The 22711-nt window shown below is 72.3% G+C and carries 21 protein-coding genes; 12 read left to right on the top strand and 9 right to left on the bottom strand.

Going from position 1 to position 22711, the window contains the following annotated elements:
• The first annotated feature begins 62 nt into the window (after positions 1-62).
• Positions 63-2129: a SpoIIE family protein phosphatase gene (locus ABZ576_RS10105; RefSeq protein WP_360738240.1), complete on the top strand. Its 2067-nt coding sequence runs from the start codon at positions 63-65 to the stop codon at positions 2127-2129.
• 55 nt (positions 2130-2184) lie between these two features.
• Positions 2185-3048, top strand: a complete 864-nt coding sequence (locus ABZ576_RS10100) for a DNA-formamidopyrimidine glycosylase family protein (protein WP_360738237.1) — start codon at positions 2185-2187, stop codon at positions 3046-3048.
• 189 nt (positions 3049-3237) lie between these two features.
• On the opposite strand, the gene ABZ576_RS10095 is transcribed toward ABZ576_RS10100, so the two are convergent.
• The 3 genes from ABZ576_RS10095 to ABZ576_RS10085 form a co-directional block, all read right to left on the bottom strand.
• Positions 3238-3891 (bottom strand): zf-HC2 domain-containing protein, encoded by a 654-nt coding sequence (locus ABZ576_RS10095; protein WP_360738234.1) that lies wholly within the window; start codon positions 3889-3891, stop codon positions 3238-3240.
• Between the two features lie 162 nt (positions 3892-4053).
• Positions 4054-4569, bottom strand: a complete 516-nt coding sequence (locus ABZ576_RS10090; protein WP_360738232.1) for a hypothetical protein — start codon at positions 4567-4569, stop codon at positions 4054-4056.
• 145 nt (positions 4570-4714) lie between these two features.
• A complete protein-coding gene (locus tag ABZ576_RS10085; RefSeq protein WP_360738230.1) occupies positions 4715-5263 on the bottom strand; it encodes a sigma-70 family RNA polymerase sigma factor in 549 nt (182 codons plus the stop codon).
• A gap of 216 nt (positions 5264-5479) precedes the next feature.
• Between ABZ576_RS10085 and ABZ576_RS10080 the strand changes: the two genes are divergently transcribed.
• Positions 5480-6631, top strand: a complete 1152-nt coding sequence (locus ABZ576_RS10080; protein WP_360738226.1) for a CapA family protein — start codon at positions 5480-5482, stop codon at positions 6629-6631.
• Positions 6632-6642: 11 nt separating this feature from the next.
• On the opposite strand, the gene ABZ576_RS10075 is transcribed toward ABZ576_RS10080, so the two are convergent.
• Positions 6643-8067, bottom strand: coding sequence for an amino acid permease (locus tag ABZ576_RS10075; protein WP_360738223.1), 1425 nt, complete (start codon positions 8065-8067; stop codon positions 6643-6645).
• A gap of 173 nt (positions 8068-8240) precedes the next feature.
• Entirely contained in the window at positions 8241-8717 is a 477-nt protein-coding gene (locus tag ABZ576_RS10070; protein WP_360738221.1) for a universal stress protein, read from the bottom strand.
• A gap of 541 nt (positions 8718-9258) precedes the next feature.
• Here ABZ576_RS10070 and ABZ576_RS10065 point away from each other — a divergent pair.
• Positions 9259-10095 (top strand): polysaccharide deacetylase family protein, encoded by an 837-nt coding sequence (locus ABZ576_RS10065; protein WP_360738219.1) that lies wholly within the window; start codon positions 9259-9261, stop codon positions 10093-10095.
• A gap of 72 nt (positions 10096-10167) precedes the next feature.
• On the opposite strand, the gene ABZ576_RS10060 is transcribed toward ABZ576_RS10065, so the two are convergent.
• Complete coding sequence (locus ABZ576_RS10060; protein ID WP_360738216.1) at positions 10168-10839, bottom strand: class F sortase; 672 nt, start codon at positions 10837-10839, stop codon at positions 10168-10170.
• A gap of 335 nt (positions 10840-11174) precedes the next feature.
• Between ABZ576_RS10060 and ABZ576_RS10055 the strand changes: the two genes are divergently transcribed.
• Positions 11175-12014 carry a hypothetical protein gene (locus tag ABZ576_RS10055; RefSeq protein ID WP_360738214.1) on the top strand — a complete coding sequence of 280 codons (840 nt, stop codon included), beginning with the start codon at positions 11175-11177 and terminating at the stop codon, positions 12012-12014.
• Between the two features lie 138 nt (positions 12015-12152).
• Here ABZ576_RS10055 and ABZ576_RS10050 read toward each other — a convergent pair whose 3' ends face one another.
• Together ABZ576_RS10050 and ABZ576_RS10045 are read right to left on the bottom strand one after the other, a co-directional pair.
• Positions 12153-12917 carry a hypothetical protein gene (locus ABZ576_RS10050; RefSeq protein ID WP_360738211.1) on the bottom strand — a complete coding sequence of 255 codons (765 nt, stop codon included), beginning with the start codon at positions 12915-12917 and terminating at the stop codon, positions 12153-12155.
• A 33-nt stretch (positions 12918-12950) separates the two neighbouring features.
• Positions 12951-13145, bottom strand: a complete 195-nt coding sequence (locus tag ABZ576_RS10045) for a hypothetical protein (protein ID WP_360738208.1) — start codon at positions 13143-13145, stop codon at positions 12951-12953.
• A 115-nt stretch (positions 13146-13260) separates the two neighbouring features.
• Here ABZ576_RS10045 and ABZ576_RS10040 point away from each other — a divergent pair, with 115 nt between their 5' ends.
• The 4 genes from ABZ576_RS10040 to ABZ576_RS10025 all read left to right on the top strand — a co-directional run bounded on the left by ABZ576_RS10040 (position 13261) and on the right by ABZ576_RS10025 (position 18071).
• Positions 13261-13446, top strand: a complete 186-nt coding sequence (locus ABZ576_RS10040; RefSeq protein WP_360738206.1) for a hypothetical protein — start codon at positions 13261-13263, stop codon at positions 13444-13446.
• A gap of 432 nt (positions 13447-13878) precedes the next feature.
• The gene (locus tag ABZ576_RS10035) at positions 13879-14844 is read left to right on the top strand and encodes an SCO0930 family lipoprotein (protein ID WP_360738423.1); all 966 of its coding nucleotides are present in this window, start codon (positions 13879-13881) and stop codon (positions 14842-14844) included.
• A gap of 273 nt (positions 14845-15117) precedes the next feature.
• Complete coding sequence (locus tag ABZ576_RS10030) at positions 15118-15930, top strand: SAM-dependent methyltransferase (RefSeq protein ID WP_360738204.1); 813 nt, start codon at positions 15118-15120, stop codon at positions 15928-15930.
• Complete coding sequence (locus ABZ576_RS10025) at positions 15927-18071, top strand: EAL domain-containing protein (RefSeq protein WP_360738201.1); 2145 nt, start codon at positions 15927-15929, stop codon at positions 18069-18071. Before ABZ576_RS10030 ends, ABZ576_RS10025 begins: the two co-directional genes overlap by 4 nt.
• 225 nt (positions 18072-18296) lie before the next feature.
• On the opposite strand, the gene ABZ576_RS10020 is transcribed toward ABZ576_RS10025, so the two are convergent.
• On the bottom strand, positions 18297-19181 hold the full coding sequence (locus tag ABZ576_RS10020) for a LysR substrate-binding domain-containing protein (protein WP_360738198.1): 885 nt from the start codon (positions 19179-19181) through the stop codon (positions 18297-18299).
• Positions 19182-19301: 120 nt separating this feature from the next.
• On the opposite strand from ABZ576_RS10020, the gene ABZ576_RS10015 reads away from it, so the two are divergent.
• Genes ABZ576_RS10015 through ABZ576_RS10005 form a run of 3 tightly spaced genes read left to right on the top strand, consistent with a single transcriptional unit; the run spans position 19302 to position 22670 of the window.
• A complete protein-coding gene (locus tag ABZ576_RS10015; protein ID WP_360738421.1) occupies positions 19302-19973 on the top strand; it encodes a succinate dehydrogenase in 672 nt (223 codons plus the stop codon).
• A gap of 1 nt (position 19974) precedes the next feature.
• Entirely contained in the window at positions 19975-21924 is a 1950-nt protein-coding gene (locus ABZ576_RS10010) for a fumarate reductase/succinate dehydrogenase flavoprotein subunit (protein WP_360738196.1), read from the top strand.
• The gene (locus tag ABZ576_RS10005) at positions 21921-22670 is read left to right on the top strand and encodes a succinate dehydrogenase/fumarate reductase iron-sulfur subunit (protein ID WP_360738194.1); all 750 of its coding nucleotides are present in this window, start codon (positions 21921-21923) and stop codon (positions 22668-22670) included. The genes ABZ576_RS10010 and ABZ576_RS10005 overlap by 4 nt, the downstream gene beginning before the upstream one ends.
• Positions 22671-22711: the final 41 nt, after the last annotated feature.

Here is a 22711-nt window from a genome sequence, read left to right as displayed (position 1 = left end):
GCCCGTGACCGCACCCCCCGATGAAGTCGAAGAATCGCCCGGATGCTGGCAAGGTTGGCCCCATGGCCGATCGGGGAGCGAGTGCCCTGTCACTCCCGGAGGACTGGCCCGCACACCCGGACCCGATCCTCGCGCTCAACCGCATGGGCAGCTTCGACTGGGACCTGGACGCCGGTCTGATGGACATGGACGCCCAGGCCTTCGAGGTGTTCGACCTGCTTCCCGAGGAGTACGACGGCCGTCCCGAGTCCCTGACCGTACGGGTGCCGCCGCCGGAGGCCGCCCGGCTCGACGCGGCGGTCGCCCGCGCGATCAAGGAGGGCAGCGAGAACTACGGCGCCTACTTCCGTATCCGCTGCCGCGACGGCACCCTGCGCTGGACGCACACCCAGGGCTACATCCGGCGCGACGACTCCGGCCGGCCGCGCCGGGTCGTCGGCATCGTCCGCGACGCCACCCAGGAACTCGCCGACAGCGCGGCCCGCAGCCTCCGGGCCGCCCAGGACGAGGCGTTCCGGCAGCAGACCAGCGTCGTCCAGGTCATCTCCGCCGCCCTCGCCCACGCCCGCAACGTCCAGGACGTCATCGACGTCCTCAAGGACACCCACGGCGTCCGCCATCTGGGCGCGGCTAGCCTCGTGATGGGGCTGGTGGAGGCGAACCGGATCCGGCTGGTGGCCGAGGGCCCCGCGGGCAGCTTCGTGCCCGGCACCCGTGTCACCCGGATCGACGAGCCGTACCCGATGAGCGAGGTCGTCCGCACCCTCGTCCCGCGGTTCATCGAGTCCCCCGAGGACTTCGCCGCCCACTACCCGATCCTCTGGCCCCACCTCACCGGCCTGCGCATCACCTCGGCGGCCTACCTGCCGCTGATCGCCCAGGCCCGCCCGATCGGCGCGATGGGGCTGCTCTACGACGACCGGCGCGGCTTCTCCGCCGAGGAGCGCGCCGTGCTGGTCGCGCTGGGCAGCAGCATCGCGCAGAGCCTCCAGCGGGCCATGCTCTACGAGCAGGAGAAGGACCTCGCCCAGGGACTCCAGCAGGCCATGCTGCCGCGCACCATCCCCAGCGTGCGCGGCGCCGACGTCGCGGTCCGCTACCGCTCGGCCGCCCTCGGGCGGGACATCGGCGGCGACTGGTACGACCTCATCCCGCTCCCCGGCGGCCGGGTCGGCGCGGTCATCGGGGACGTCCAGGGTCACGACACACACGCGGCGGCGGTCATGGGCCAGCTGCGGATCGTGCTGCGCGCCTACGCCGCCGAGGGCCACACCCCGGCCACCGTGATGGCCCGCGCCTCCGTCTTCCTCCACGAACTCGACACCGACCGCTTCGCCACCTGCCTGTACGCCGAGGCCGACCTGTCCACCGGTGTCGTCCAGGTGGTCCGCGCCGGGCACATCGACCCGCTGATCCGCGGCAGCGACGGCAGCTGCACCCGGATCCCCGTCGAGGGCGGGCTGCCGCTCGGCCTGTCCGCCGAGTTCGGCCGGCTGGAGTACCCCGTCGCCACCCTGGAACTGGACCCGGGCCACACCCTGCTGCTGTGCACCGACGGGCTGGTCGAGCAGCCCGGCGCCGACCTGGACGACGGGATGCGCGGTCTCACATCACTCGTCTGCGCGGGGCCCGAGGAGGTGCGGGACCTCGCCGACCGGCTGATCCAGGAGGCCGAGGCGCGGGGCGGCGACGACGACGTGGCCCTGCTCCTGCTGCGCCGCCGCGCCCGGGAGACCGCGCGGCACGGCGGCCGGCTCCAGCAGCACGTGGCGCCCGGCGACCCGGAGGCCCTCACCCAGGCCCGCCACATGATCCGCGCGGCGGTCCGCTCCTGGGGCGCCGGCGACCGTGCCGACGAGATCGAACTGGTCGCCGACGAGCTGATCACCAACGCGCTCATGCACACCGAGGGCTCCGCGATCGTCACCCTGCGGGCCCTGGACGGCCGCGACCACAGGCTGCGCATCGAGGTCGAGGACTGCTCCAGCGCCCTGCCGCGCCGCCGGGACGCCGGGGAGAGCGGGGTCTCCGGGCGCGGGCTGCTCCTCGTGGAACGGCTCGCCGACAGCTGGGGCGTGGAGGCGCGCGGCGGCGGCAAGGCGGTGTGGTGCGAGTTCCGGTCGGCGTAGGGGCGCGCCGCGGCCGCCGCGTGGCGTCGTCGGCGCCGGATGGCACCCTGGACGTATGCCGGAACTGCCCGAGGTGGAAGCGCTCACGGACTTCCTCACTGAGCACCTGGCCGGCCGCCGGATGGTGCGTGTGCTGCCGGTCGCCGTCAGCGTCCTGAAGACGTACGACCCGCCGGTCACCGCCCTGGAGGGCGGCCGGGTGACGGCCGTGCGCCGGCACGGCAAGTTCCTGGACGTCGAGACGGACGGCGGGCTGCACCTGGTGGCCCACCTGGCCCGGGCGGGCTGGCTGCACTGGAGGGACCGGCTGCCGGACGGTCCGCCGAAGCCCGGCAGGGGCCCGCTCGCCCTGCGCGTCGCCCTGGAGACCGGCGAGGGCTTCGAACTCACCGAGGCAGGCACCCAGAAACGCCTCGCCGTGTACGTCGTCCGCGACCCGCGGGAGGTGCCCGGCATCGCCCGCCTCGGCCCCGACCCGCTCGCCGCCGACTTCGACGAGGAGCGCTTCGCCGCGCTGCTGAAGGACGAGAGACGGCAGCTGAAGGGCGCGCTGCGGGACCAGTCGCTGATCGCGGGTGTCGGCAACGCCTACAGCGACGAGATCCTGCACGCCGCGAAGATGTCCCCCTTCAAGCTCGCCGCGTCCCTCACCCCGCAGGAGACCCACCGTCTGTACGAGGCGCTGCGCGGGACGCTCGCCGAGGCGGTCGAGCGTTCCCGGGGGGTCGCCGCCGGCCGGCTGAAGTCGGAGAAGAAGACCGGGCTGCGCGTGCACGGCCGCACCGGCGAACCCTGCCCGGTGTGCGGCGACACCGTCCGCGAGGTCTCCTTCAGCGATTCCTCGCTGCAGTACTGTCCGACCTGCCAGACGGGCGGCAAGCCCCTCGCCGACCGCCGGCTGTCCCGGCTGCTGAAGTGAGACCGCCGGCTGTCCCGGCTGGTGACGTGAGGCCGCGGGTCGTCTGGGCTGGTGACGTGAGGCCGCGGGTCGTCTGGGCTGGTGACGTGAGGCCGCGGGTCGTCCCGGCCGCCGACCCGAGGCCGCCGGTCGTCCCGGCCGCCGACGTGAGACCGGGACGGATGCGGCGTGCCGCGCAGCCCGGTGTGCTCACCGTGCCGCCACCGTGACCAGCCGCCTGCCGTCCGCGGTGCGGACCTCGTAGCGCAGGATCTGGTCCGGGTGCATCGAGGCGGCGCCCATCGTGGTGGTGGACCGGGTGCCGTCGCCGGGGCTGGTCCAGCCCGCGACGACCTGTTCCGTGCCGTCGCCGCCGACCGCGACCAGCCGGCAGGTGTGCGCCCCGGAGCCGTCCTTCACCTCCAGGCGCAGATCGCTGCCCCAGTCCATGTCGGCGGAGGTGACCCGCGCCCACACCCCGGTCCGCGGATCGGTCGCCGCCCTGACCTCGGCGGCCGGTTCCGCGTGGCCGGAGAAGGCCACGATCCCGGGGCCGGCCACGGCGAGCACGACCGAGGCGGCCAGGCCGTACAGCAGCCGGCGCCGCCGCGCACGCCGCCCCCGCGCCAGGTCGCCGAGCAGCCGGTCCAGCAGCCGGGGACCGGGCTGCGCCACGGGGTGCACGAAGCGCGGCGTGGCCCGGCGGTAGAGCATCAGCTGCCGGGTGGTGGGCCCGAACTCGGTCACGCGTGCCGCGCACTCGGGGCACTCCATGAGGTGGTCCTCGAAGCGGAAGGCCTCCGCCTCGTCGAGCACGCCCAGCGCGTAAGCGCCGGCGTCGCGATGCCGTTCCAGGGACCTCATGCCGAATCCTCGTGCCGATGGGTGCGGGTGGGGTGACTCCTTGCTCCCACCCGTACGCAGCCGACAGCCGAATGACTCAAGGCGCGCACAGAATCACGCGGAAGAGATTCGGAGCGGCCGGGCTCGCGGATTGGTGTGAATTACGGAAGCTTCAGAAGAGCCTCAGAAGAGGTGGATCGCGAGGTGCCCGAGGGGGAGCCCGAGCCGCCAGGCCGGCGTCCACACCTTCGGCCCGTCGTCCTCGCCGAACACCGCCGGGCCGCCCGGCACCGCGTCCAGGTCCGGCGCGAGCAGCTCGGTCTCCTCCAGCCAGCGCCAGGCGTCCGCCGCCAGCGCAAGGTCGGGGGAGGTGGCGCCCGAGCGGGCCGCCCGCTCGGTCAGCTCCGCCATCCGCTCCCGCACCCAGTCCCGCCATGGCTGGTCGTAGGCGGTCAGCGACAGCCAGTTCTCCAGCTGCGAGATCACCCGGATACCGGAGAGCTCCCCGTCGGTGTCGGACAGGAAGACGGTCAGCGCCAGCGCGTCCCGGCCGGCCCGGAACTCGAAGGACGTCGGTGGCATCAGATCGCCGGTGCGCAGCACCTCGTCGGCGATGTACTCGGCGTACAACCACGCCATGGGGACGACCAGTTCACCACCGCCGGTGCCGTCCGTGCTCTCGTGCCCTCTGTGCAGCATCCCTTCCCTGCCCTTCCTCCAGGTGCGTGCGCGCGGCCCGGCCCCCGGGCTACGCCCTCGCGCCGGAACGCGGATGAGGACAGCCCATTGCCCGGACGGGGGCCACAGCAAGGCGCTTTACCGAGGTTTGACCAGGTTTCCGGTTTCACCGCAGGTCGGCCGCATAACCCGGAAGGACCCGGCGCAGGGCGCGCAGCGCGTAGTACGCGCGGGATTTCACCGTACCGGGTGGAATCCCCAGGGTTGTCGCCGCTTCCGTCACACTGGCCCCGAGGAAGTACACGAGGACCAGTACGTCACGGTGCTCCGGCGTGAGTGTCTTCACAGCCTCCCGGACATCGAGCATCGCCGCGGCCCGCTCGGCGTGGTCGGCGGTCACCCGCGCGTTCTCGGGCACCTCGTCGCCGCTCTCCGGCGGCCGTGCCTGCCGGGCCCGCCGGGCGTCGATCGCGAGCCGCCGGGCCACGGTGAGCAGCCAGGGCCGTACCGAGTCGAAGTCGTCGGCGTGCAGCGCCTCCGGATGCTGCCAGGCGCGTACCAGGGTCTCCTGGACGAGGTCCTCGGCGCGCTGCCGGTCGCCGTCGCAGAGCCTGAACAGCAGGGCGAACAGGGGGCCGCCGTGCTCGCGCTGGAGCGCGGCCAGCTCGTGCTCGGCGGTCGTCGTCCCGGGGGTGAGTGAGGTTCCGGCCGTCATGGCCGTATGCCAGCGCAGGGCGCGGCCGGCGGACAGGGTGCGGACCGGGTTCTGCGACGGACGGTCGAACGCGTCGGCGAACGGTCGGACGAGCGGTACGCCAGGACACCGGACGGGTTAAAGAGGCCGCCCGGGCCGTTTATCCGGCACATCAGATTCATACCCATATGCCCGTCACGGCTTGGTCTGTATATACGACAAACCTGGGGTGAATCGATGTTCGGACGCAGACAGCAGGTGGCTCTGGCCCTGACCGCCGTCCTCGCGGCCGGAGCCGCCTGCCAGAACCAGAACCGTCAGGAGTCCGGCTCACAGGGACGCGCGGCGCCGTCCGTGGCCGGCGGCTTCACCCTCGTCGCCTCCGGGGACGTCCTGCCGCACACCTCCGTGATCGAACGGGCCTCCTACGACGCCGACGGCGACGGCCACGACTTCCGCCCCATGCTCGCCGGCGTCCAGCCGGTCGTCTCCCGCGCCGACGTGGCACTGTGCCACATGGAGACCGTCTACGGCGCCGACGGCGACTACGCCGGCTACCCGCTGTTCAAGTCGCCGCCGCAGATCGCCGACGGCCTGGCCGCCACCGGCTACGACGGCTGCTCCACCGCCTCCAACCACGCCCTGGACGACGGTGCCGCCGGGGTCCGGCGCACCCTGGACGCCATGGACCGGGCCGGTCTGCGGCACGCCGGCACCGCCCGCACCGAGGCGGAGGCCCGGACGGTCACGATCCTCCGGGCGGGCTCGGCCAAGGTCGCTCACCTGTCGTACACCTTCGGCACCAACGGCATGGCGATGCCGCCCGGACAGCCCTGGGCGGTCAACCTGATCGACGCCGACCGGATGATCGCCGACGCCCGCGCCGCCCGCGGGGCCGGCGCCGACGTGGTCGTGGTCTCCGTGCACTGGGGCACCGAATGGCAGGACGAACCCGACCAGGTCCAGCTCACCCTCGCCCGGCGCCTGACCGCCTCGGCCGCGGACGGCCGCCCGGACATCGACCTGATCCTCGGCACCCACGCCCACGTCCCCCAGGCGTACGAGAAGGTCAACGACACCTGGGTGATCTACGGGATGGGCGACCAGATCGCCGGGGAGATGTACAACGACGACGGCGCCCAGGACCCGCGCGGCAACGAGTCCACGCTCGGCCGCTTCACGTTCGCACCGCCGGCCCGCCCCGGCGAGCGCTGGCAGGTCACCAGGGCCGAGTTCGTCCCGCAGCTCTACGACCTCGACGCCGGCCGGGTGCTCGACCTCAACCAGGCCATCGCCCAGGGCGCCGACCTGGAGGCGGTCCGCGACCGGATCAGACGGGTGGTGCTCAGCCGCGGGGCCGCCCAGGACGGTCTGACCATGGCGGAGTGAAGAGCCGGTCCTCACCCGGGGGGCCGCCGGGTGGCCAGCACCGAGCGCCGGTAGGAGTAACCGAAATAGATCACGCACCCGAGCGCGAACCAGATCGCGAACCGCACCCAGGTCTGCCACTGGAGGAACGTGATCAGCCAGACCGAGAAGACGACACCCAGAGCGGGCACGAACGGCATCCACGGCGTCCGGAAGGTGCGCGGCAGATCGGGCTGCCGGTAGCGCAGCACGATCACCGCCACGCACACCACCACGAACGCCAGCAGGATGCCGATGTTGGTGAGCTCCGCGGCCTCGCCGATCGGGACGAACCCGGCGATGACGGCCGACGCCACCCCGACGATCCAGGTCACCCGCGTCGGCACGTGCCGCGTCGGGTGCGTCTTGGCGAACCAGGTGGGCAGCAGCCCGTCGCGGGACATCGAGAACCACACGCGTGTCACGCCCAGCATGAACGTGAACATCACCGTGAGGATGCCGATGATCGCGCCCACCGCGATCACGTCCGCGAGCGCGCTCAGGCCCACCGACTCGAACGCCGTGGAGAAGCCGCTCTCCGGGTCGATGTCCTTGTAGTTCTGCATGCCGGTCAGCACCAGGCAGGCCGCCACGTACAGCACCATCGAGATCGCCAGCGAGTAGATGATCGCCTTCGGCATGTGCCGCTGGGCGTCCTTCGACTCCTCCGCCGCCGTCGACATGGCGTCGTAGCCGAACACGGCGAAGAACACCGTCGCCGCTCCGGTGAACGCACCGCCGATGCCGAAGGGGAAGAACGGCTGGTAGTTGTCCGAGCTGATGTGGAACATGCCCACCGCGATCACCAGCAGCACCACCAGGACCTTCAGCGCCACCACGAACGTCTCGAAGCGGGCCGCGCTGCGGATGCCGAGGTTCAGCAGCCAGGCGATCAGCAGGCAGAGCACGGCCGCGAACAGGTCCACCCGGTGTCCCTGGCCGGTGCCGGGCGCGCCCAGCATCCAGGCGGGCAGGTCGGCGCCCGTCGCCTCCACCAGGAAGCCGAAGTAGCCGGAGATGCCGATCGCGACCACGGCGACGATCGCCGTGTACTCCAGCAGCAGGTCCCAGCCGATGAACCAGCCCGCGAACTCGCCGAGCACCGCGTAGCCGTAGGTGTAGGCCGATCCCGCCTTCGGGATCAGCCCGGCGAACTCCGCGTACGACAGGGCCGCGCAGGCGCTGGCGACACCGGCGATCAGGAAGGACACCAGCACCGCCGGACCGGCCGTCTTGTTGGCCACCGTGCCGGCCAGCGTGAAGATGCCCGCGCCGATGATGCCGCCCACGCCGATCGCGGTGAGCTGCCAGAGCCCCAGCGACTTGTCCAGCCGGGTGCCCTCGCCGACCTCGGTTTCCTCGATGTGTTCGATGGGCTTGCGGCGGAGGATCCCCTCACCCGCGCGGAGCCTGTCCATGCGCCTCACCTCTTCGCCGGTGGCAAACGGCTGACGGCGGATCCCTCGGTGAGCCCCGGAGGGGCGAACGAGATCACCGTACAACCGTTGCTTCCGGAACGCTCGCCGTGACCGTCCTCCGGCGCACCCCCCGGCTCCCGGCCGGCCGGCCCCTCGATGGACGCCGCGGCGCCTCAGGGAACGACGGTCACCGGCCAGCGCCCCGCCTTCACCAGCCGGACCGCCACCGAGCCGACGATGCGGTGCCCGGCCTGCTCCGAGGCGCCCACCACCACCGCGTCCGCCTTCAGCTCGCCGGCGGCCCGCACCAGGCCGTTGTAGGGGTCCCCGCGGAAGGTGTGGAACTCCCAGCGCACCTCGAAGATGCCCTTGACCCGCTCGGCCGCCTCCCGGATCTGCCGGATCAGGTCCTCGGCGATCTCCTCGGTCGTGTCCGCCACCGGTGCTCCGAGGGCCGCCCCGGCCGCGAGCACCGGCTGCACGTACACCACGGCCAGCAGCGCGTGCTGGCGCCGGGCCAGACCGCCCGCGTACGCGGCGGCGCGCAGCGAGGACTCGGAGCCGTCCACCCCGACCAGAATCACCTTCGGACCGTCCGTGCCCCGTTCGAACCGGTGCGGTCGCGCGTGCTGCTCGTGCTGCTCCGTCACAAGGCCGAGGCTATCGGAACCGGCGGTTCCCACCGAGGGGCGGGGTTCCCGAGCACGGGACGCCCGGCGGCCGCCGTATGGGACGCCCCGGTGGCCGCCGCACGGGACGCGCCCCGGCGGCCACCGCACGGGACGCGCCGCCTCCCGTCGTGCCCCGGGGAGGCGAGGCGTCTCCCGGACCTGATGCGCCGTGACCGGGTCGCCTGCGGACAGGGGTTGTGCCGCCTTCCCCCCGAAAGCCGTACCGGCACTGCGCAAACTCCGGCGAACGGGGCACCCGGAGGGCGGACGGCGGCCCGTCACCGGACGGTGGGCGCCGTTCGGCCGGTGCCCGGCCTCGCCGGAGGGGAGGAGGCCGGGCCCAGCGCCCCGGACGCGGGCCTGCCCGGCAGGTCCGCGTCCGGCACCGTGCGCGTCACGCTCCCCGCCGGCCTGACGGTCCGTCGGACGGAGTCGGCCGGCTCCGCCGTCCGGGTGCAATACCGCCGCCGCACCGGTGCCGTTGTGGTGCGCCGGAGTCCGGTGGGGCGACTGATGAGTCATGCAGAAGGATCAGTCGTTCACGCGGCGCCGGTTGCTCCTGTCCGGCGCCGCCGCCCTGGGAGCCGCGGGCACCGCGGGAGCCGTCCTGGCCGTCGGCGGTGAGGAGACCGCCGGCACCGCCGCGGCGCCCGCCGGCGGCCCGCAGGCCCGACAGGCGCTCCGGCCCTCGGCCTTCCGGCTCCAGCCGCTCACCGGATACGGACCGCCGCCCGCCGCGCCGCGCAGGCTCAAGGTGCGCACGGAACCCATCCTCCACGTCTCCGGACGCGGCCGGAACATGGTGCTGACCTTCGACGACGGCCCCCACCCGGAGTACACCCCGCACATCCTGGACACCCTCGCCAAGTACGACGTCCGGGCGATGTTCTTCGTGTGCGGCGAGTGTGTCGTCGAGAACCGGGAACTGCTGGCCCGGATGGCGGAGGAGGGCCATGTCGTGGGCAACCACACCTGGACGCACCCGCTGCTGACGACCCTGAGCCGCGGGGCCGTCCGCTCCGAGATGGAGAGCACCAGCGACGCCATCGAGGACGCCTACGGACGGCCCCCGGAGTGGTTCCGCGCCCCCTACGGCGCCTGGAACCGCGCCGCCTTCCAGCTGGGCGCCGAGATGGGCATGGAGCCCATGGGCTGGACCGTCGACACGACCGACTGGGAGGAGCCCGGCACGAGCACCATCGTCGACCGGGTGGAGAGCGGCGCCGCCCCCGGCGTCGTGGTGCTCTCGCACGACGCGGGGGGCGACCGCTCGCAGACCGTCCGGGCGATCAGGGAATGGCTTCCCCATCTGATCGACTCCGGATATCACCTCACCGTGCCGCGCCGGCGCCTGTGACGGTTCCTCACTTCCCGGACGACGGCCGGATCTCGCCCGCCCGGTCGCGGTGTCTCACACGGTCGCGGTGTCTCACACGGCCGCGACCATGCGGGCGAAGACGACGACGTTCCCGTCGTAGCCGTTCTGCTTCGAGAATCCGCCCCCGCAGGTGATGACCCGGAGTTCCGGTGTCCCCTTCGAGCCGTACACCCGGTTGCCGGGGAAGTTGTTCTTCTCGAACACCTCGACCCCGTAGATCTCGAAGACGGCGGTCCGTCCGTCCCGGCGCAGGACCTCGACCTGGTCGCCCTTCTTCAGCGCCCCCAGTCCGTAGAACACGGCGGGCCCCTGCTTGTTGTCGACGTGGCCGACGACGACCGCGGTGCCCTTCTCGCCGGGGGCGACCGCGCCGGTGAACCAGCCGGCCAGGTCGGGGCGGTCCGGCGGGGGCGCGGCGACCCAGCCGTCCGCGTCCAGCCCGACCGGCACGACCGCCGCGTCCACCTGGATGGCGGGGATACGGACCCGGTCCGCGACGGCGAACGGCAGCGAGGCGGGCGCGGGGGCGAGGGTGCCCGGCGTCGCGCCGACGTCCTCGGCCGCCGCCGACGCGGGCTGCGGCGGGCCGACGTCGAACTCTCCCGATCCGTTCCGGATGAGTGCCAGGCCGGTCAGCAGGACGAGCGCTATGACGCCCCATGGAGCACGCCTCCTGCGCCGCTCCTCCTCTTCGGCGAGCTCGGACAGCTCGGACGCAGACATTCGCCATCCCCTCTCGACGCGGTCGCGGCCGGCCGCGCCCGTACACATGGGAAAAAGCTAAGTCCCGCGCGCGCGGCGGGCGACGGGGCGATCGGCGAACGGGTGGCCCGGTGCCCGTTCGGTGCGCCATCCGAGTTGCCGTTCCCAGATATTTTCTGACGGTCCGTGACCTGCGGCAATGTACGATCGTGTGCTTTTCCGCCGGTGTGTCGGATCACCAGGACGGACCATTCTCGACATGCGGGCGTGTTCCGCGCGTCCGAGGGTCGTCCCGGGAGGTGTCTTCTCGCCGATCCACCGGGGACGGGACCCGGTGACCTCCCGCGGAGGAACACATGCGCAACCAACGTGCCCTGGCGGCGGCGTGCACCACGCTCGCCGTCCTCGGGCTCGCAGCCCCCGTGGCCGTCGCGGACGGCATGGGCAACGGGGGCGGGCCGAGCAGCACCGACACCACCGTCATCGTCCCCGGGACCGGCAACATCGGCGCCGTCAGCGGGGGCGGCGTACTCCCCGGCAACGGCAACTTCAACGGCAACGGGAACTTCAACGGCAACGGCCACTTCAACGGCAACGGCAACGGCAACGGGAACTTCAACGGCAACGGCAACGGCAACGGCCGCGGGGGCGAGGGCTTCGGGAACGGCCGTGGCGGCGAGGGCGGCAACCGGGGCAACGACTTCGGCCGCGGGGACGGCTCCGGGAACCGGGGCGAGGGAGGCCGCGGCGAGGGAGGCCGCGGCGAGGGGGGCCGCGGCGAGGGAGGGCACGGCGAGGGCAACAACAACGGGCGCGACATCTTCGTCACGCCCGACGTCCTGCCCGCCGGGGGCCGCCTCACCGTCATCGTGAACGGCTGCCGGGGCGGAACGGCGAGTTCCGAGGCGTTCGGCACCATCCGGCTGGAGGCGTCCGACGACACCGCGCGAGGCGTGGCCGTCGTCGACCGCGACGCCCGGCGCGGCCAGTACGACGTCACCGTCCGCTGCGACGGCCGCACCCTGACCCGCCGGAACGCCTTCACCGTGATCGGCGGTGTCAACGGCGGTGTCGGCGGCAGCAGGACGGGCGGCGCGACGCCCACCGACATGGCCATCGGCGGCGGTCTGGTGGCGTCCGCCGTGGTCGGAGGGGGTGTCCTCTGGCTGCGCCGCCGGCACGAGAAGCGCGCCTGAGCCCCGGTACCGCGAGCCCCGGGGACGGCCCCGCGGGCGGGCACCGCGCGCCTCGACAGGCCTTCGCCCCCGGTCCTCGCGGGAGCGGGGGCGAAGGTCCGTCGTGGTCCGGCGCGGACCGGGGCCGCGGCCGGACGGTTATCCGCCGGCGCCGGGGAACAGGTTCAGGAACGGCTCCGCGGTCACTGCGATGCCCCGGCTGTAGGGCGCGTCGAAGTCCCAGATCAGGAACAGCATGAACGCGATGGTCGCGGAGAACACCCCGGCCAGCAGCAACTCCCGCCGGGTGCGCCGGATCTGGAGGGCGAACACCATGGCGATGGTGATCAGCCCGCCGCTGATCAGGCCCCACCACACCACCGGCGGCATGGTGGCCCCGGTGGAGTCGGCACGGGCGTTGCGCGCCTGGTCGGCGGCGGCCAGCTGGTCCAGCAGCGGCTGGTACGCCTGTGCCTCGAAGTCGTCCTTCGGGCGGTAGTCGGTGACGTCCTCCCGGATCCGGTGCAGCAGTTCGGCACCGCGGTCCGTGACCTGCTCGTCCTCCGCCATCCTCGTCCACTCTGTGTGCACGACGTAACCGACGTAGGCGTCCACGTCGTCGCGGATGCGGTCACGGACGTCCGGCGGGTAGACCCGGACCCGCTCCGAGATCTCGTGCAGCGCCTGCGCCTCCGACTGCACGTAGTCCTGCGCGGAGCTGCGGGCCTCCCACACGCCCGCGATGGCCAGGCCCAGGACGATGGCGTAGATGACACCGATCCACATCGTCATGTACTCGATGACGTCCGGGGTCTCGCTTGGATCCTCGTCCTCGGACGCCGTCCGGTGCCGCAGCAGCGTGATGACGACCACCACGCCACACGCCCCCAGCATGGCGAGGACGAGAACAAGCCAATCCGACAACTGGTGCCTCCAGGGGTGAGGGGGGCCGGCGCGTCAGCGCGGGCGCAGTGCCGCGACGGCGACGATCGCGGGGACGGTGATGAGCAGGACATAGGTGACGGGCTTGGTGTGACCGCGCCGGGGGTGGCTGATGGCGTGGGGGTGGTACGCCGGGTAGCCCACCGGTTTCACGGAGGGCCGCGGGGTCGGTGTGGGCGTGGGCTTCGGCGGGGGCTTGGGCCTGGGCACCGGCGTCGGGGTGGGGGCCGGCGGGGGCGTGGGCCGGGCCGCCGGGGGCGCGGGAGCGGGCCGGGCGGGTGGCTCCGGCCGGGGCGGGGGCTTCGGCGGGGGTGTGGGTGTGGGCGTGGGTTTCGGCGTCGGCGTCGGATGCGGCGTGGGCGTGGGCGTGGGCTCGGGCGGCGTCGGCGTCGGCTTCGGCGGCGGTGGCGTGGGTGTGGGTGTCGGCGTGGGTGTGGGTGTCGGCGGGCACGGCGGTGGCGGCTTCGGGCAGGGCGGGGGAGGCGGCCAGTGGTGGTGGCTCCCCGCGTAGGCCACCGCCACCGTGCCGTCCGGGCCCGTCGAGGCGGACGCACAGGCTTCGGCCGACGCGCTGCCGGCCGGACAGCCCACCAGGGTCCAGGTCAGCGTCAACAGGGCCAACACTCGTGTGGCGGGCGCGCATCGGGTCACTTCGGGTCCATGCACGACGAAGATCATGAGGGGCGTGACCCGGCTGTGCGCCGGTAGTGCGCCGAGATTGCTCCGAAAGAGGGAGATGGTGCGAACAGGGGTTTGACGGGCCGGGGAGCCGGATCGGGCGTGACACGCGCAGGCGTCCGCACCCCTGGCGGGCCGCGCCGGCACCGGGTCCGGAAAGAAAAGCCGGCCGCCGTTGAACGCCCCGGCCCCCTCGGTGCGTACCCATGGCCGTGCGGCGGCGCGGCAGGCGCTGCGATATCCGGGCGATGATGGGGAGTTGACGATGAAGACCACCTGGCGGACCGCCTCACTGGTGGCCTCGGCCGCTGCGGTGCTGGTGCTGACGACGGCGTGCGGGCAGGACAGTGCGACCACTCCCGCGTCGGCGGCCCAGAACGTCGGAGCCACGGCCGCGGCCGGCGACTACGGCAACCCGGGCACCGGGACCGCGACCGGAACGGGCAACGGCTACGGCGCCGACGGCAGCCAGAGTTCCGCCTCCGCGGCCCCGGAGTCCCCCGCGGGCAAGCTGTCCGTGGCCGCCAACCCCGAGCTCGGCAATGTGCTGACCGACGGCTCCGGCCTCACCCTCTACCGGTTCGACAAGGACACCGCCAACCCGCCCAAGTCGAACTGCGACGGTGACTGCGCCACCACCTGGCCGCCGGTCCCCGCCGACGACGCCACCGCCGGCGAGGGCATCGACAAGGCACTGCTCGGCGAGGTCACCCGGGCCGACGGCGGCAAGCAGCTCACCATCGGCGGCTGGCCCGCCTACCGTTACGCCAAGGACGTCAACGCCGGTGACGTCAACGGCCAGGGCGTGGGCGGCAAATGGTTCGCGCTCGCCCCCGACGGCAAGAAGGCCAAGCTGTCCGACCTGCCCGGCCTCTCCGTCCGCAAGGACCCCGAGCTCGGCGAGATCGTCGTCGACCGCAACGGCATGACGGTCTACCGCTTCATGAAGGACGAGGCCTGGCCGAAGTCCGTCTCCAACTGCACCGGGGCCTGCCTGGAGAAGTGGCCGGCCGTCGCACCGGTCGCCTCCGGCGACACCGAGGGCGTGAAGAAGAAGGGCCTGATGCCCTTCACCCGGCCCGACGGCGTCAAGCAGATGTCGGTCAACTGCTGGCCCATCTACACCTTCTCCGGGGACAAGGCCCCCGGGGACACCAACGGTCAGGGCGTGGGCGGCACGTGGTACGCCGTCTCGCCCGACGGCAAGCCGGTCGGCGCGCCGGGCGAATAGATCACCTCCCCAGGGTCGATCGCCCCGCCCGACCCGGCGCACGACCGAAGATCCGCCCCCTCCGCACCGCACGGAGGGGGCGGATCGTTGTGTACGGGACGGGCGAGGCAGACCGCGCAGCCGTCACACAGCGGGGTCATACGGGCACTTGTCGCAGGCAGTGACCGGGAACGGATGGTCAATTTCCGGTTCAGGTCGCTCCTTTGGCGGGCGATCAGTAGCCTCAGCTCGAACACCGGATCGCCTACACCTGTCCACGCCTTGGAGAGATACATGGAGCGTCCCGCCTGGGCCCCACGGAGCATCGACATCTCGGTGCCCAGCGTCTCGCGGATCTACGACTACTACCTGGGCGGTTCGCACAACTTCGAGGTCGACCGGGAAGCGGCCCGCAAGGCGATGAAGTTCATGCCGGGTCTGCCGAAGATCATGCAGGCCAACCGGGCGTTCATGCGCCGGGCCGTGCGGTTCGCGGCCGGGGAGGGCATCACCCAGTTCCTCGACATCGGCTCGGGCATCCCCACGTTCGGCAACGTCCACGAGGTGGCCCAGGCGGCCGTACCGGGTGCCCACGTCGTCTACGTCGACCACGATCCGGTGGCCGTCGCCCACAGCGAGGCGGTCCTGGCGGGCAACGAGGACACGGACGTGATCGCCGCCGATCTGCGCAAGCCCCAGGAGATCCTCGCCAGTCCCCGACTGGACCGGCTGATCGACCTGAATCGGCCAGTGGCCCTCCTCCTCGTTGCCATACTGCACTTCGTGGAAGACGCGGACGACCCGTACGCTGCGGTGGCCGAGCTGCGCGAGGCACTCGCGCCCGGCAGCATGCTGATCCTCACCCATGCCTCGTACGAGGGAATCCCGGTGCCCGCCGAGCGGGCCGAGGGTGCGGTGGACGTGTACAAGGACATTCGCAACCCGCTGATCATGCGCTCGCGCGAGGAGATCGCGCGGTTCTTCGAGGGGTACGACATGGTGGAACCCGGACTGGTGCCGATGCCGCACTGGCGACCGGAGTCGGAGCCGGGGGACGAGGATCCGTACGCCTTCTCGGGATTCGCCGGCGTGGGGCGTACGGCGTGACCGCGGAGCCGGACGGGCCGGAGGACAGACTGCGCCGGCTGACGACGATCTGGAGCCGGGCGGTCTTCCCGGTGACCTCGACGTCGCTGACCCGCGCCGAGTTCGAAGAGCGACTGCTGCCCCTGGCGCGCCGGCTGAGTGAGCTGCTGCGCGCCCGTGCCTTCGACGCGGAGGCGGCGAAGGCCGTCGGCGCCGCCCTGGTCGGGGCCCACTGCACCGACCCCGAGGCGCTCAGCCGCACCCTGGACTGCGTCGACGCCTATCTGGTCCTGTACTGCGGCGAGGACGGCCCGCAGGACGAACTGCGCATGCGTTCCTCGCGGTTGCAGCACGCGATGGCCGCCGGCTACGCCCAGGCGCTGCGCGAGCGCACCCTCGCCGAGCAGCAGGCCATCGCCCAGGCCGCGCTGCGCGCCCAGGGCGTGGTGGCCCAGGCGCTGCACGCCAGCGAGGCCCGCTTCCGGGCGGTCTTCGAGGGCGCCGCCATAGGGATCGGCATCGCCGACCTGGACGGCAACGTCCTCCAGGTGAACGAGGCGCTGCTGCGCATGTTCGGCCTCTCCGAGCAGACGCTGCGCGGCCGGAGCGTCCAGGAGTGGGTCCACCCGGAGGACGCCCCGCACACCTGGCGGCTCTACGACGAACTTGTGCGCGGCGAGCGTGAGCACTACCACGTGGAGAAGGCCTTCAACCGCCCCGACGGCACGGTGCTGTGGACCAACCTGACGGTGTCCCTGCTGCGCGACGCCGACGGCCGGCCGCAGTACCAGCTCGCCCTCATGGAGGACACCACCGAGCGCAGGCTGCTCAACCTCCGGCTGCGCTACGAGGCCACGCACGACGCCCTCACCGGACTGCCCAACCGCACGCTGTTCTTCGAACGGCTGGAGAAGGCCCTGAACGCGGGGGAGGGCCAGCGCTTCGGGCTGTGCTACCTGGACCTGGACGGATTCAAGACCATCAACGACAGCCTCGGCCACGCGGCCGGCGACCGGCTGCTGGTGGAGGTCGCCGACCGGCTCCAGTCCTGCGCGACCGCGCCCGGCGAGATGGTGGCCCGGCTCGGCGGCGACGAATTCGTGGCCCTGACCACCGGCCCCGGCACCGACCGCAAGGTCGACGAACTCGCCGAGCGCATCATGAACGCGCTCGTGACGCCCATCAGCATCGACGGCCGCGACCTCCTGGTGCGCGGCAGCCTCGGCATCGTCGAGGGCCCGGCCGGCGAACGCACCGCCGCCGAGGTCCTGCGCAGCGCCGACATCACCATGTACCGGGCCAAGTCGGCCGGCGGCAACCGGTCCGAACTCGCCGACCCGGAGGCCGACGCCCGCGCCATCACCCGGCACGGCCTCACCACGGCCCTGCCGACCGCCCTGGAGCGCGGCGAGTTCTTCATCGAGTACCAGCCGCTGGTGCACCTCGGCGACGGCAGCGTGCGCGGCGCCGAGGCCCTGGTGCGCTGGCTGCACCCGCAGCACGGGGTGCTGGGCCCCGACCGTTTCATCCCGCTCGCCGAGCACACCGGACTGATCGTCCCGCTGGGGCGCTGGGTCCTGGAGGAGTCGATCCGCCAGGCCCGCGCCTGGCGCGAACGCAACGGCGAACAGGACGCCGCCGGCCCCCTGCGCATCAACGTCAACCTCTCGCCGTGCCAGCTCAGCCATCCCGGTCTGGTCCAGGACACGGTCGACATCCTGGAACGCGCGGGCGTCACCCCCGACGCCCTCTGCCTGGAGGTCACCGAGTCGGCCCTCATCGGCGCCGACGACGACCTGCTCAAACCCCTGCGCCGGCTGGCCGAGATGGGCGTGGACATCGCCCTGGACGACTTCGGCACCGGGTACTCCAACCTCGCCAACCTGCGCCGGCTGCCGGTGAGCATCCTCAAACTCGACCGCTCCTTCACGCGGGGCATGCAGCAGTTCCCGGCCGACCCCGTCGACCTGAAGATCGTGGAGGGGATCGTCTCCCTCGCCCACAGCCTCGACCTGGCGGTCACCGTGGAGGGCGTGGAGACCGGTGCCCAGGCCGAACAACTGCGGATACTGGGCTGCGACACGGCCCAGGGCTGGTACTACGCCCGCCCCGGCCCCCCGGAGAGACTCCACGACCTGGCACTGGTGGACGCCTCCGGGTGAGCGCACCGCAGGGGCGCGGGGGCGCGCCAACACGCGGCCGTGCCGCACTCGCGGCTGTGCCGGACTCGCGGCTGTGCCGGACTCGCGGCTGTGCCGGACTCGCGGCTGTGCCGGACTCGCGGCTGTGCCGGACTCGCGGCTGTGCCGCGTGAGCGAGAGCGTCCGCGGACGGCCCGCGCCCCGGACCGGCCGGTACCCGGCGGACGCCTCCGGACCGGCCGTCCCTCACCGCTCCAGCAGCATGCGCTGCAGCTCCCGCGCCGCCCGGGGCGGGGCCACGTCACTGCGGTGAGCCAGCGCGATCGTCCGGTGCAGCCCCGGCCGGGCCAGCGGAGTGACCCGCAGCCCCCGCCCCGCCCGGGTGGCCACCATCCGCGGCACCACGGCGACGCCGAGGCCCGCCCGCACGAACCCCAGCACCGCGTCCATCTCGCCCCCCTCCACCGCGAAGTCCGGCTCGAACCCGGCGGAGCGGCACGCGGCGACGGTCAGCTCCCTGAGGTCGTACCCGTGCCGGAACATCACCAGCCGCTCTCCCTCCAGGTCGCCGATCTCCACCGCTCGCCCGCCCCCGCCGGGCCCCGGCGCCTCCGGTGAGGACACCACCACCAGGTCCTCCCGCAGCAGCTCCACGGTCGTCAGCGCCGGGGCCGGCGTCGGCAGCGGCAGCACGATCAGCGCCAGGTCGAGGGCCCCCCGCGCCAGCCCCCGGACCAGGTCGTGCGAGCCGCCCTCCTCGATCAGCAGCCGGATCCCCGGGTAGCGGTCGTGGAAGGCCCGCAGCACATCCGGCAGCAGGCCCGTGCACAGGCTCGGTGTCGCCCCCAGCCGCACCCGCCCGCGCCGCAGCTGGACCAGCTCCTGCACTTCGTGCCGTGCGGTGTCCGCGTCGGCCAGGATGCGCCGGGCCAGCGGCAGCAGCGCCTCGCCGGCGTCGGTGAGCGAGATGTTGCCCCGGGCGCGCAGGAAGAGGTCGGCGCCCAGCTCCCGCTCCAACGCCTTGATCTGCTGCGAGAGGGACGGCTGGGCAACATGGACCCGCTCGGCGGCCCGGGTGAAGTGCCGGGTCTCGGCGACGGCCACGAAGTACTGGAGCTGCTGGAACTGCATGGTGACACGATAGCTTCCGGCTATGGAAACAAGGCGGACCATGTCTTGGACCGATTGGCCTGTTCGGCCCTAGCGTCTTGTCCCATGGCTCTGGCAACGCGGACGGACCGACGGCCGTCCATGGCGCGCACGTTGTGGGACTCCTCCGTCGGCAAGAAGACGGTGATGGCCGTCAGCGGCCTGATCATGCTGCTGTACCTGGTCGCCCACGTCATCGGCAATCTGAAGATCTTCTTCGGCCCGGAGGAGTTCAACCACTACGGACACTGGCTGCGCACGGTCGGCGAACCGTTCATGCACTACGAGTGGACGCTCTGGCTCGTCCGGATCGTCCTCCTCGTCGCCGTGGTCGCCCACGCCACGTCCGCGTACCAGCTCAGCCGCCGCGACATCAAGGCACGCCCGAACAAGTACGTGCACAAGAAGCCACGGGCGAGCTACGCGACCCGCACCATGCGCTGGGGCGGCGTCATCCTCGGACTCTTCATCGTCTGGCACGTCCTCGACCTGACCACCGGCACCGTGCACCCCGGCGGCTTCCAGGAGGGCCACCCGTACCAGAACGTCGTGGACACCTTCTCCACCTGGTACGGCAACGTCGTCTACATCGCCGCGATGCTGGCCCTCGGCCTGCACGTCCGGCACGGCTTCTGGAGCGCCGCCCAGACCCTCGGCGCCGGCAGCCGCACCCGCGACCGCGCCCTGAAGACCCTCGCGAACGTCCTCGCGCTGCTGCTCACGGCCGGCTTCGTCGCCGTACCCGTGGGCGTCATGACCGGAGTGGTGAGCTGACATGACTACCTACGCCGACTACGCGACCGGCGCCCCGGTCACCGACACCAAGGCCCCGGCGGGACCGGTCCACGAGCGCTGGGACACGCGCCGCTTCGAGGCCAAGCTGGTCAACCCCGCCAACCGCCGCAAGCACACGATCATCGTCGTCGGCACCGGACTCGCCGGCGGCTCCGCGGGCGCCACGCTCGCCGAACAGGGCTACCACGTCGTCCAGTTCTGCTACCAGGACTCCCCGCGCCGGGCCCACTCCATCGCCGCGCAGGGCGGTATCAACGCGGCGAAGAACTACCGCAACGACGGCGACTCCGTCCACCGGCTGTTCTACGACACCGTCAAGGGCGGCGACTTCCGGGCCCGCGAGTCCAACGTGCACCGCCTCGCACAGATCTCCGTCGAGATCATCGACCAGTGCGTGGCCCAGGGCGTGCCGTTCGCCCGCGAATACGGCGGCCTGCTCGACACCCGCTCCTTCGGCGGCGTCCAGGTCTCCCGCACCTTCTACGCCCGCGGCCAGACGGGCCAGCAGCTGCTGCTCGGCGCCTACCAGGCACTGTCCCGGCAGATCGCCGCCGGGAACGTGGAGATGCACCCGCGCACCGAGATGCTGGACCTGATCGTCGTCGACGGCCGGGCACGCGGGATCGTCGCGCGGGACCTGGTCACCGGCAAGATCGACACCTACTTCGCGGACGCCGTCGTCCTCGCCTCCGGCGGCTACGGCAACGTCTTCTACCTGTCGACCAACGCGATGAACTCCAACGCGACCGCCGTCTGGCGGGCGCACCGGCGCGGCGCCTACTTCGCCAACCCCTGCTTCACCCAGATCCACCCCACCTGCATCCCGCGCACCGGCGACCACCAGTCCAAGCTGACGCTGATGAGCGAGTCGCTGCGCAACGACGGCCGGATCTGGGTGCCGAAGGCCCAGGGCGACACCCGCCCGCCCAACGAGATCCCCGAGGACGAGCGCGACTACTACCTGGAGCGCATCTACCCCTCCTTCGGCAACCTCGTGCCCCGCGACATCGCCTCCCGCGCCGCCAAGAACGTCTGCGACGAGGGCAGGGGAGTGGGCCCCGGCGGGCAGGGCGTCTACCTGGACTTCGCCGACGCCATCCAGCGCATGGGCCGCAAGGCGGTCGAGGCCAGGTACGGCAACCTCTTCGACATGTACCAGCGGATCACCGACGAGGATCCGTACGAGGTGCCGATGCGGATCTACCCCGCCGTGCACTACACGATGGGCGGCCTGTGGGTCGACTACGACCTCCAGACCACCGTCCCCGGCCTGTTCGCGATCGGCGAGGCCAACTTCTCCGACCACGGCGCCAACCGGCTCGGCGCGTCCGCGCTGATGCAGGGCCTGGCCGACGGCTACTTCGTGCTGCCGGCCACCATCAACGACTACCTGGCGCGCACCCCGCACCAGGAGCCCGTCACCGCCGGACACCCGGTCGTGCAGGAGGTGCTGGCCGAGACCGAGGACCGGATCAACCTGCTGCTGGCGGTGGACGGCGACCGCACCCCGGACTCCTTCCACCGCGAACTCGGCGAGCTGATGTGGGAGTTCTGCGGCATGGCCCGCACCGACGCGGGCCTGCGCAAGGCCCTGGAGCGCATCCCGCAGATCCGCGAGGAGTTCTGGCGGCGCATCAAGGTCCCCGGCACCGGCGAGGAGTTCAACCAGTCCCTGGAGAAGGCCAACCGGATCGTCGACTACCTGGAGCTCGCCGAGCTGATGTGCCTCGACGCGCTGCACCGCACCGAGTCCTGCGGCGGCCACTTCCGCGAGGAGTCGCAGACCCCCGACGGCGAGGCGGCCCGCAAGGACGACGAGTTCGCCTACGCGGCGGCCTGGGAGTTCACCGGCACCGGCGAGGCCCCCGTCCTGCACAAGGAAGACCTGGTCTTCGAGTACGTCCACCCCACCCAGCGGAGCTACGCATGAAGCTCACCCTGCGCGTCTGGCGGCAGAAGAACGCCGACGCCGAAGGAGCGATGTCCACCTACGAGGTGGACGGCATCTCGCCCGACATGTCCTTCCTGGAGATGCTGGACGTCCTCAACGAACAGCTCATCCTCTCCGGCGAGGAGCCGGTCGCCTTCGACCACGACTGCCGCGAGGGCATCTGCGGCGCCTGCTCGCTCGTCATCAACGGCGACGCGCACGGGCCGGAGCGCACCACCACCTGCCAGCTGCACATGCGGTCCTTCCGGGACGGCGACACGATCGACATCGAGCCGTGGCGGGCGGCCGCCTTCCCGGTGATCAAGGACCTGGTGGTGGACCGGTCGGCGTTCGACCGGATCATCCAGGCCGGCGGCTACATCACCGCACCGACCGGATCCGCGCCCGAGGCCCACGCCACACCGGTGCCCAAGGCCGACGCCGACTTCGCCTTCGAGCACGCCGAGTGCATCGGGTGCGGGGCGTGCGTGGCCGCGTGCCCCAACGGGGCGGCCATGCTGTTCACCTCCGCCAAGGTCAACCACCTCAACGTCCTGCCCCAGGGATCGCCCGAGCGGGAGACACGGGTGCTGGACATGGTGGCGCAGATGGACGCCGAGGGCTTCGGCGGGTGCACGCTCGCGGGTGAGTGCGCGACCGCCTGCCCGAAGGGCATCCCGCTGGTGTCGATCACCGGTATGAACAGGGAGTGGCTGCGAGCCACCCGGAAGGCGGGGAAGAGGTAGCGGCGCGCGGGGCCGCGAGCGCGTCCGGGCCGCTCGCGCCG

The sequence above is a fragment of the Streptomyces sp. NPDC013455 genome (assembly GCF_040632975.1).
Classification (GTDB): domain Bacteria; phylum Actinomycetota; class Actinomycetes; order Streptomycetales; family Streptomycetaceae; genus Streptomyces.
Note: the sequence above shows the minus strand (reverse complement) of the source record. Positions and strands in the feature narration are given on the sequence as shown.

Coding starts and splice junctions, on each gene's coding strand:
- ABZ576_RS10105 (WP_360738240.1), top strand. CDS start 63: ATGGCCGATCGGGGAGCGAGTGCCCTGTCACTCCCGGAGGACTGGCCC.
- ABZ576_RS10100 (WP_360738237.1), top strand. CDS start 2,185: ATGCCGGAACTGCCCGAGGTGGAAGCGCTCACGGACTTCCTCACTGAG.
- ABZ576_RS10095 (WP_360738234.1), bottom strand. CDS start 3,891: ATGAGGTCCCTGGAACGGCATCGCGACGCCGGCGCTTACGCGCTGGGC.
- ABZ576_RS10090 (WP_360738232.1), bottom strand. CDS start 4,569: ATGCTGCACAGAGGGCACGAGAGCACGGACGGCACCGGCGGTGGTGAA.
- ABZ576_RS10085 (WP_360738230.1), bottom strand. CDS start 5,263: ATGACGGCCGGAACCTCACTCACCCCCGGGACGACGACCGCCGAGCAC.
- ABZ576_RS10080 (WP_360738226.1), top strand. CDS start 5,480: ATGTTCGGACGCAGACAGCAGGTGGCTCTGGCCCTGACCGCCGTCCTC.
- ABZ576_RS10075 (WP_360738223.1), bottom strand. CDS start 8,067: ATGGACAGGCTCCGCGCGGGTGAGGGGATCCTCCGCCGCAAGCCCATC.
- ABZ576_RS10065 (WP_360738219.1), top strand. CDS start 9,259: ATGCAGAAGGATCAGTCGTTCACGCGGCGCCGGTTGCTCCTGTCCGGC.
- ABZ576_RS10060 (WP_360738216.1), bottom strand. CDS start 10,839: ATGTCTGCGTCCGAGCTGTCCGAGCTCGCCGAAGAGGAGGAGCGGCGC.
- ABZ576_RS10055 (WP_360738214.1), top strand. CDS start 11,175: ATGCGCAACCAACGTGCCCTGGCGGCGGCGTGCACCACGCTCGCCGTC.
- ABZ576_RS10035 (WP_360738423.1), top strand. CDS start 13,879: ATGAAGACCACCTGGCGGACCGCCTCACTGGTGGCCTCGGCCGCTGCG.
- ABZ576_RS10030 (WP_360738204.1), top strand. CDS start 15,118: ATGGAGCGTCCCGCCTGGGCCCCACGGAGCATCGACATCTCGGTGCCC.
- ABZ576_RS10020 (WP_360738198.1), bottom strand. CDS start 19,181: ATGCAGTTCCAGCAGCTCCAGTACTTCGTGGCCGTCGCCGAGACCCGG.
- ABZ576_RS10015 (WP_360738421.1), top strand. CDS start 19,302: ATGGCGCGCACGTTGTGGGACTCCTCCGTCGGCAAGAAGACGGTGATG.
- ABZ576_RS10010 (WP_360738196.1), top strand. CDS start 19,975: ATGACTACCTACGCCGACTACGCGACCGGCGCCCCGGTCACCGACACC.
- ABZ576_RS10005 (WP_360738194.1), top strand. CDS start 21,921: ATGAAGCTCACCCTGCGCGTCTGGCGGCAGAAGAACGCCGACGCCGAA.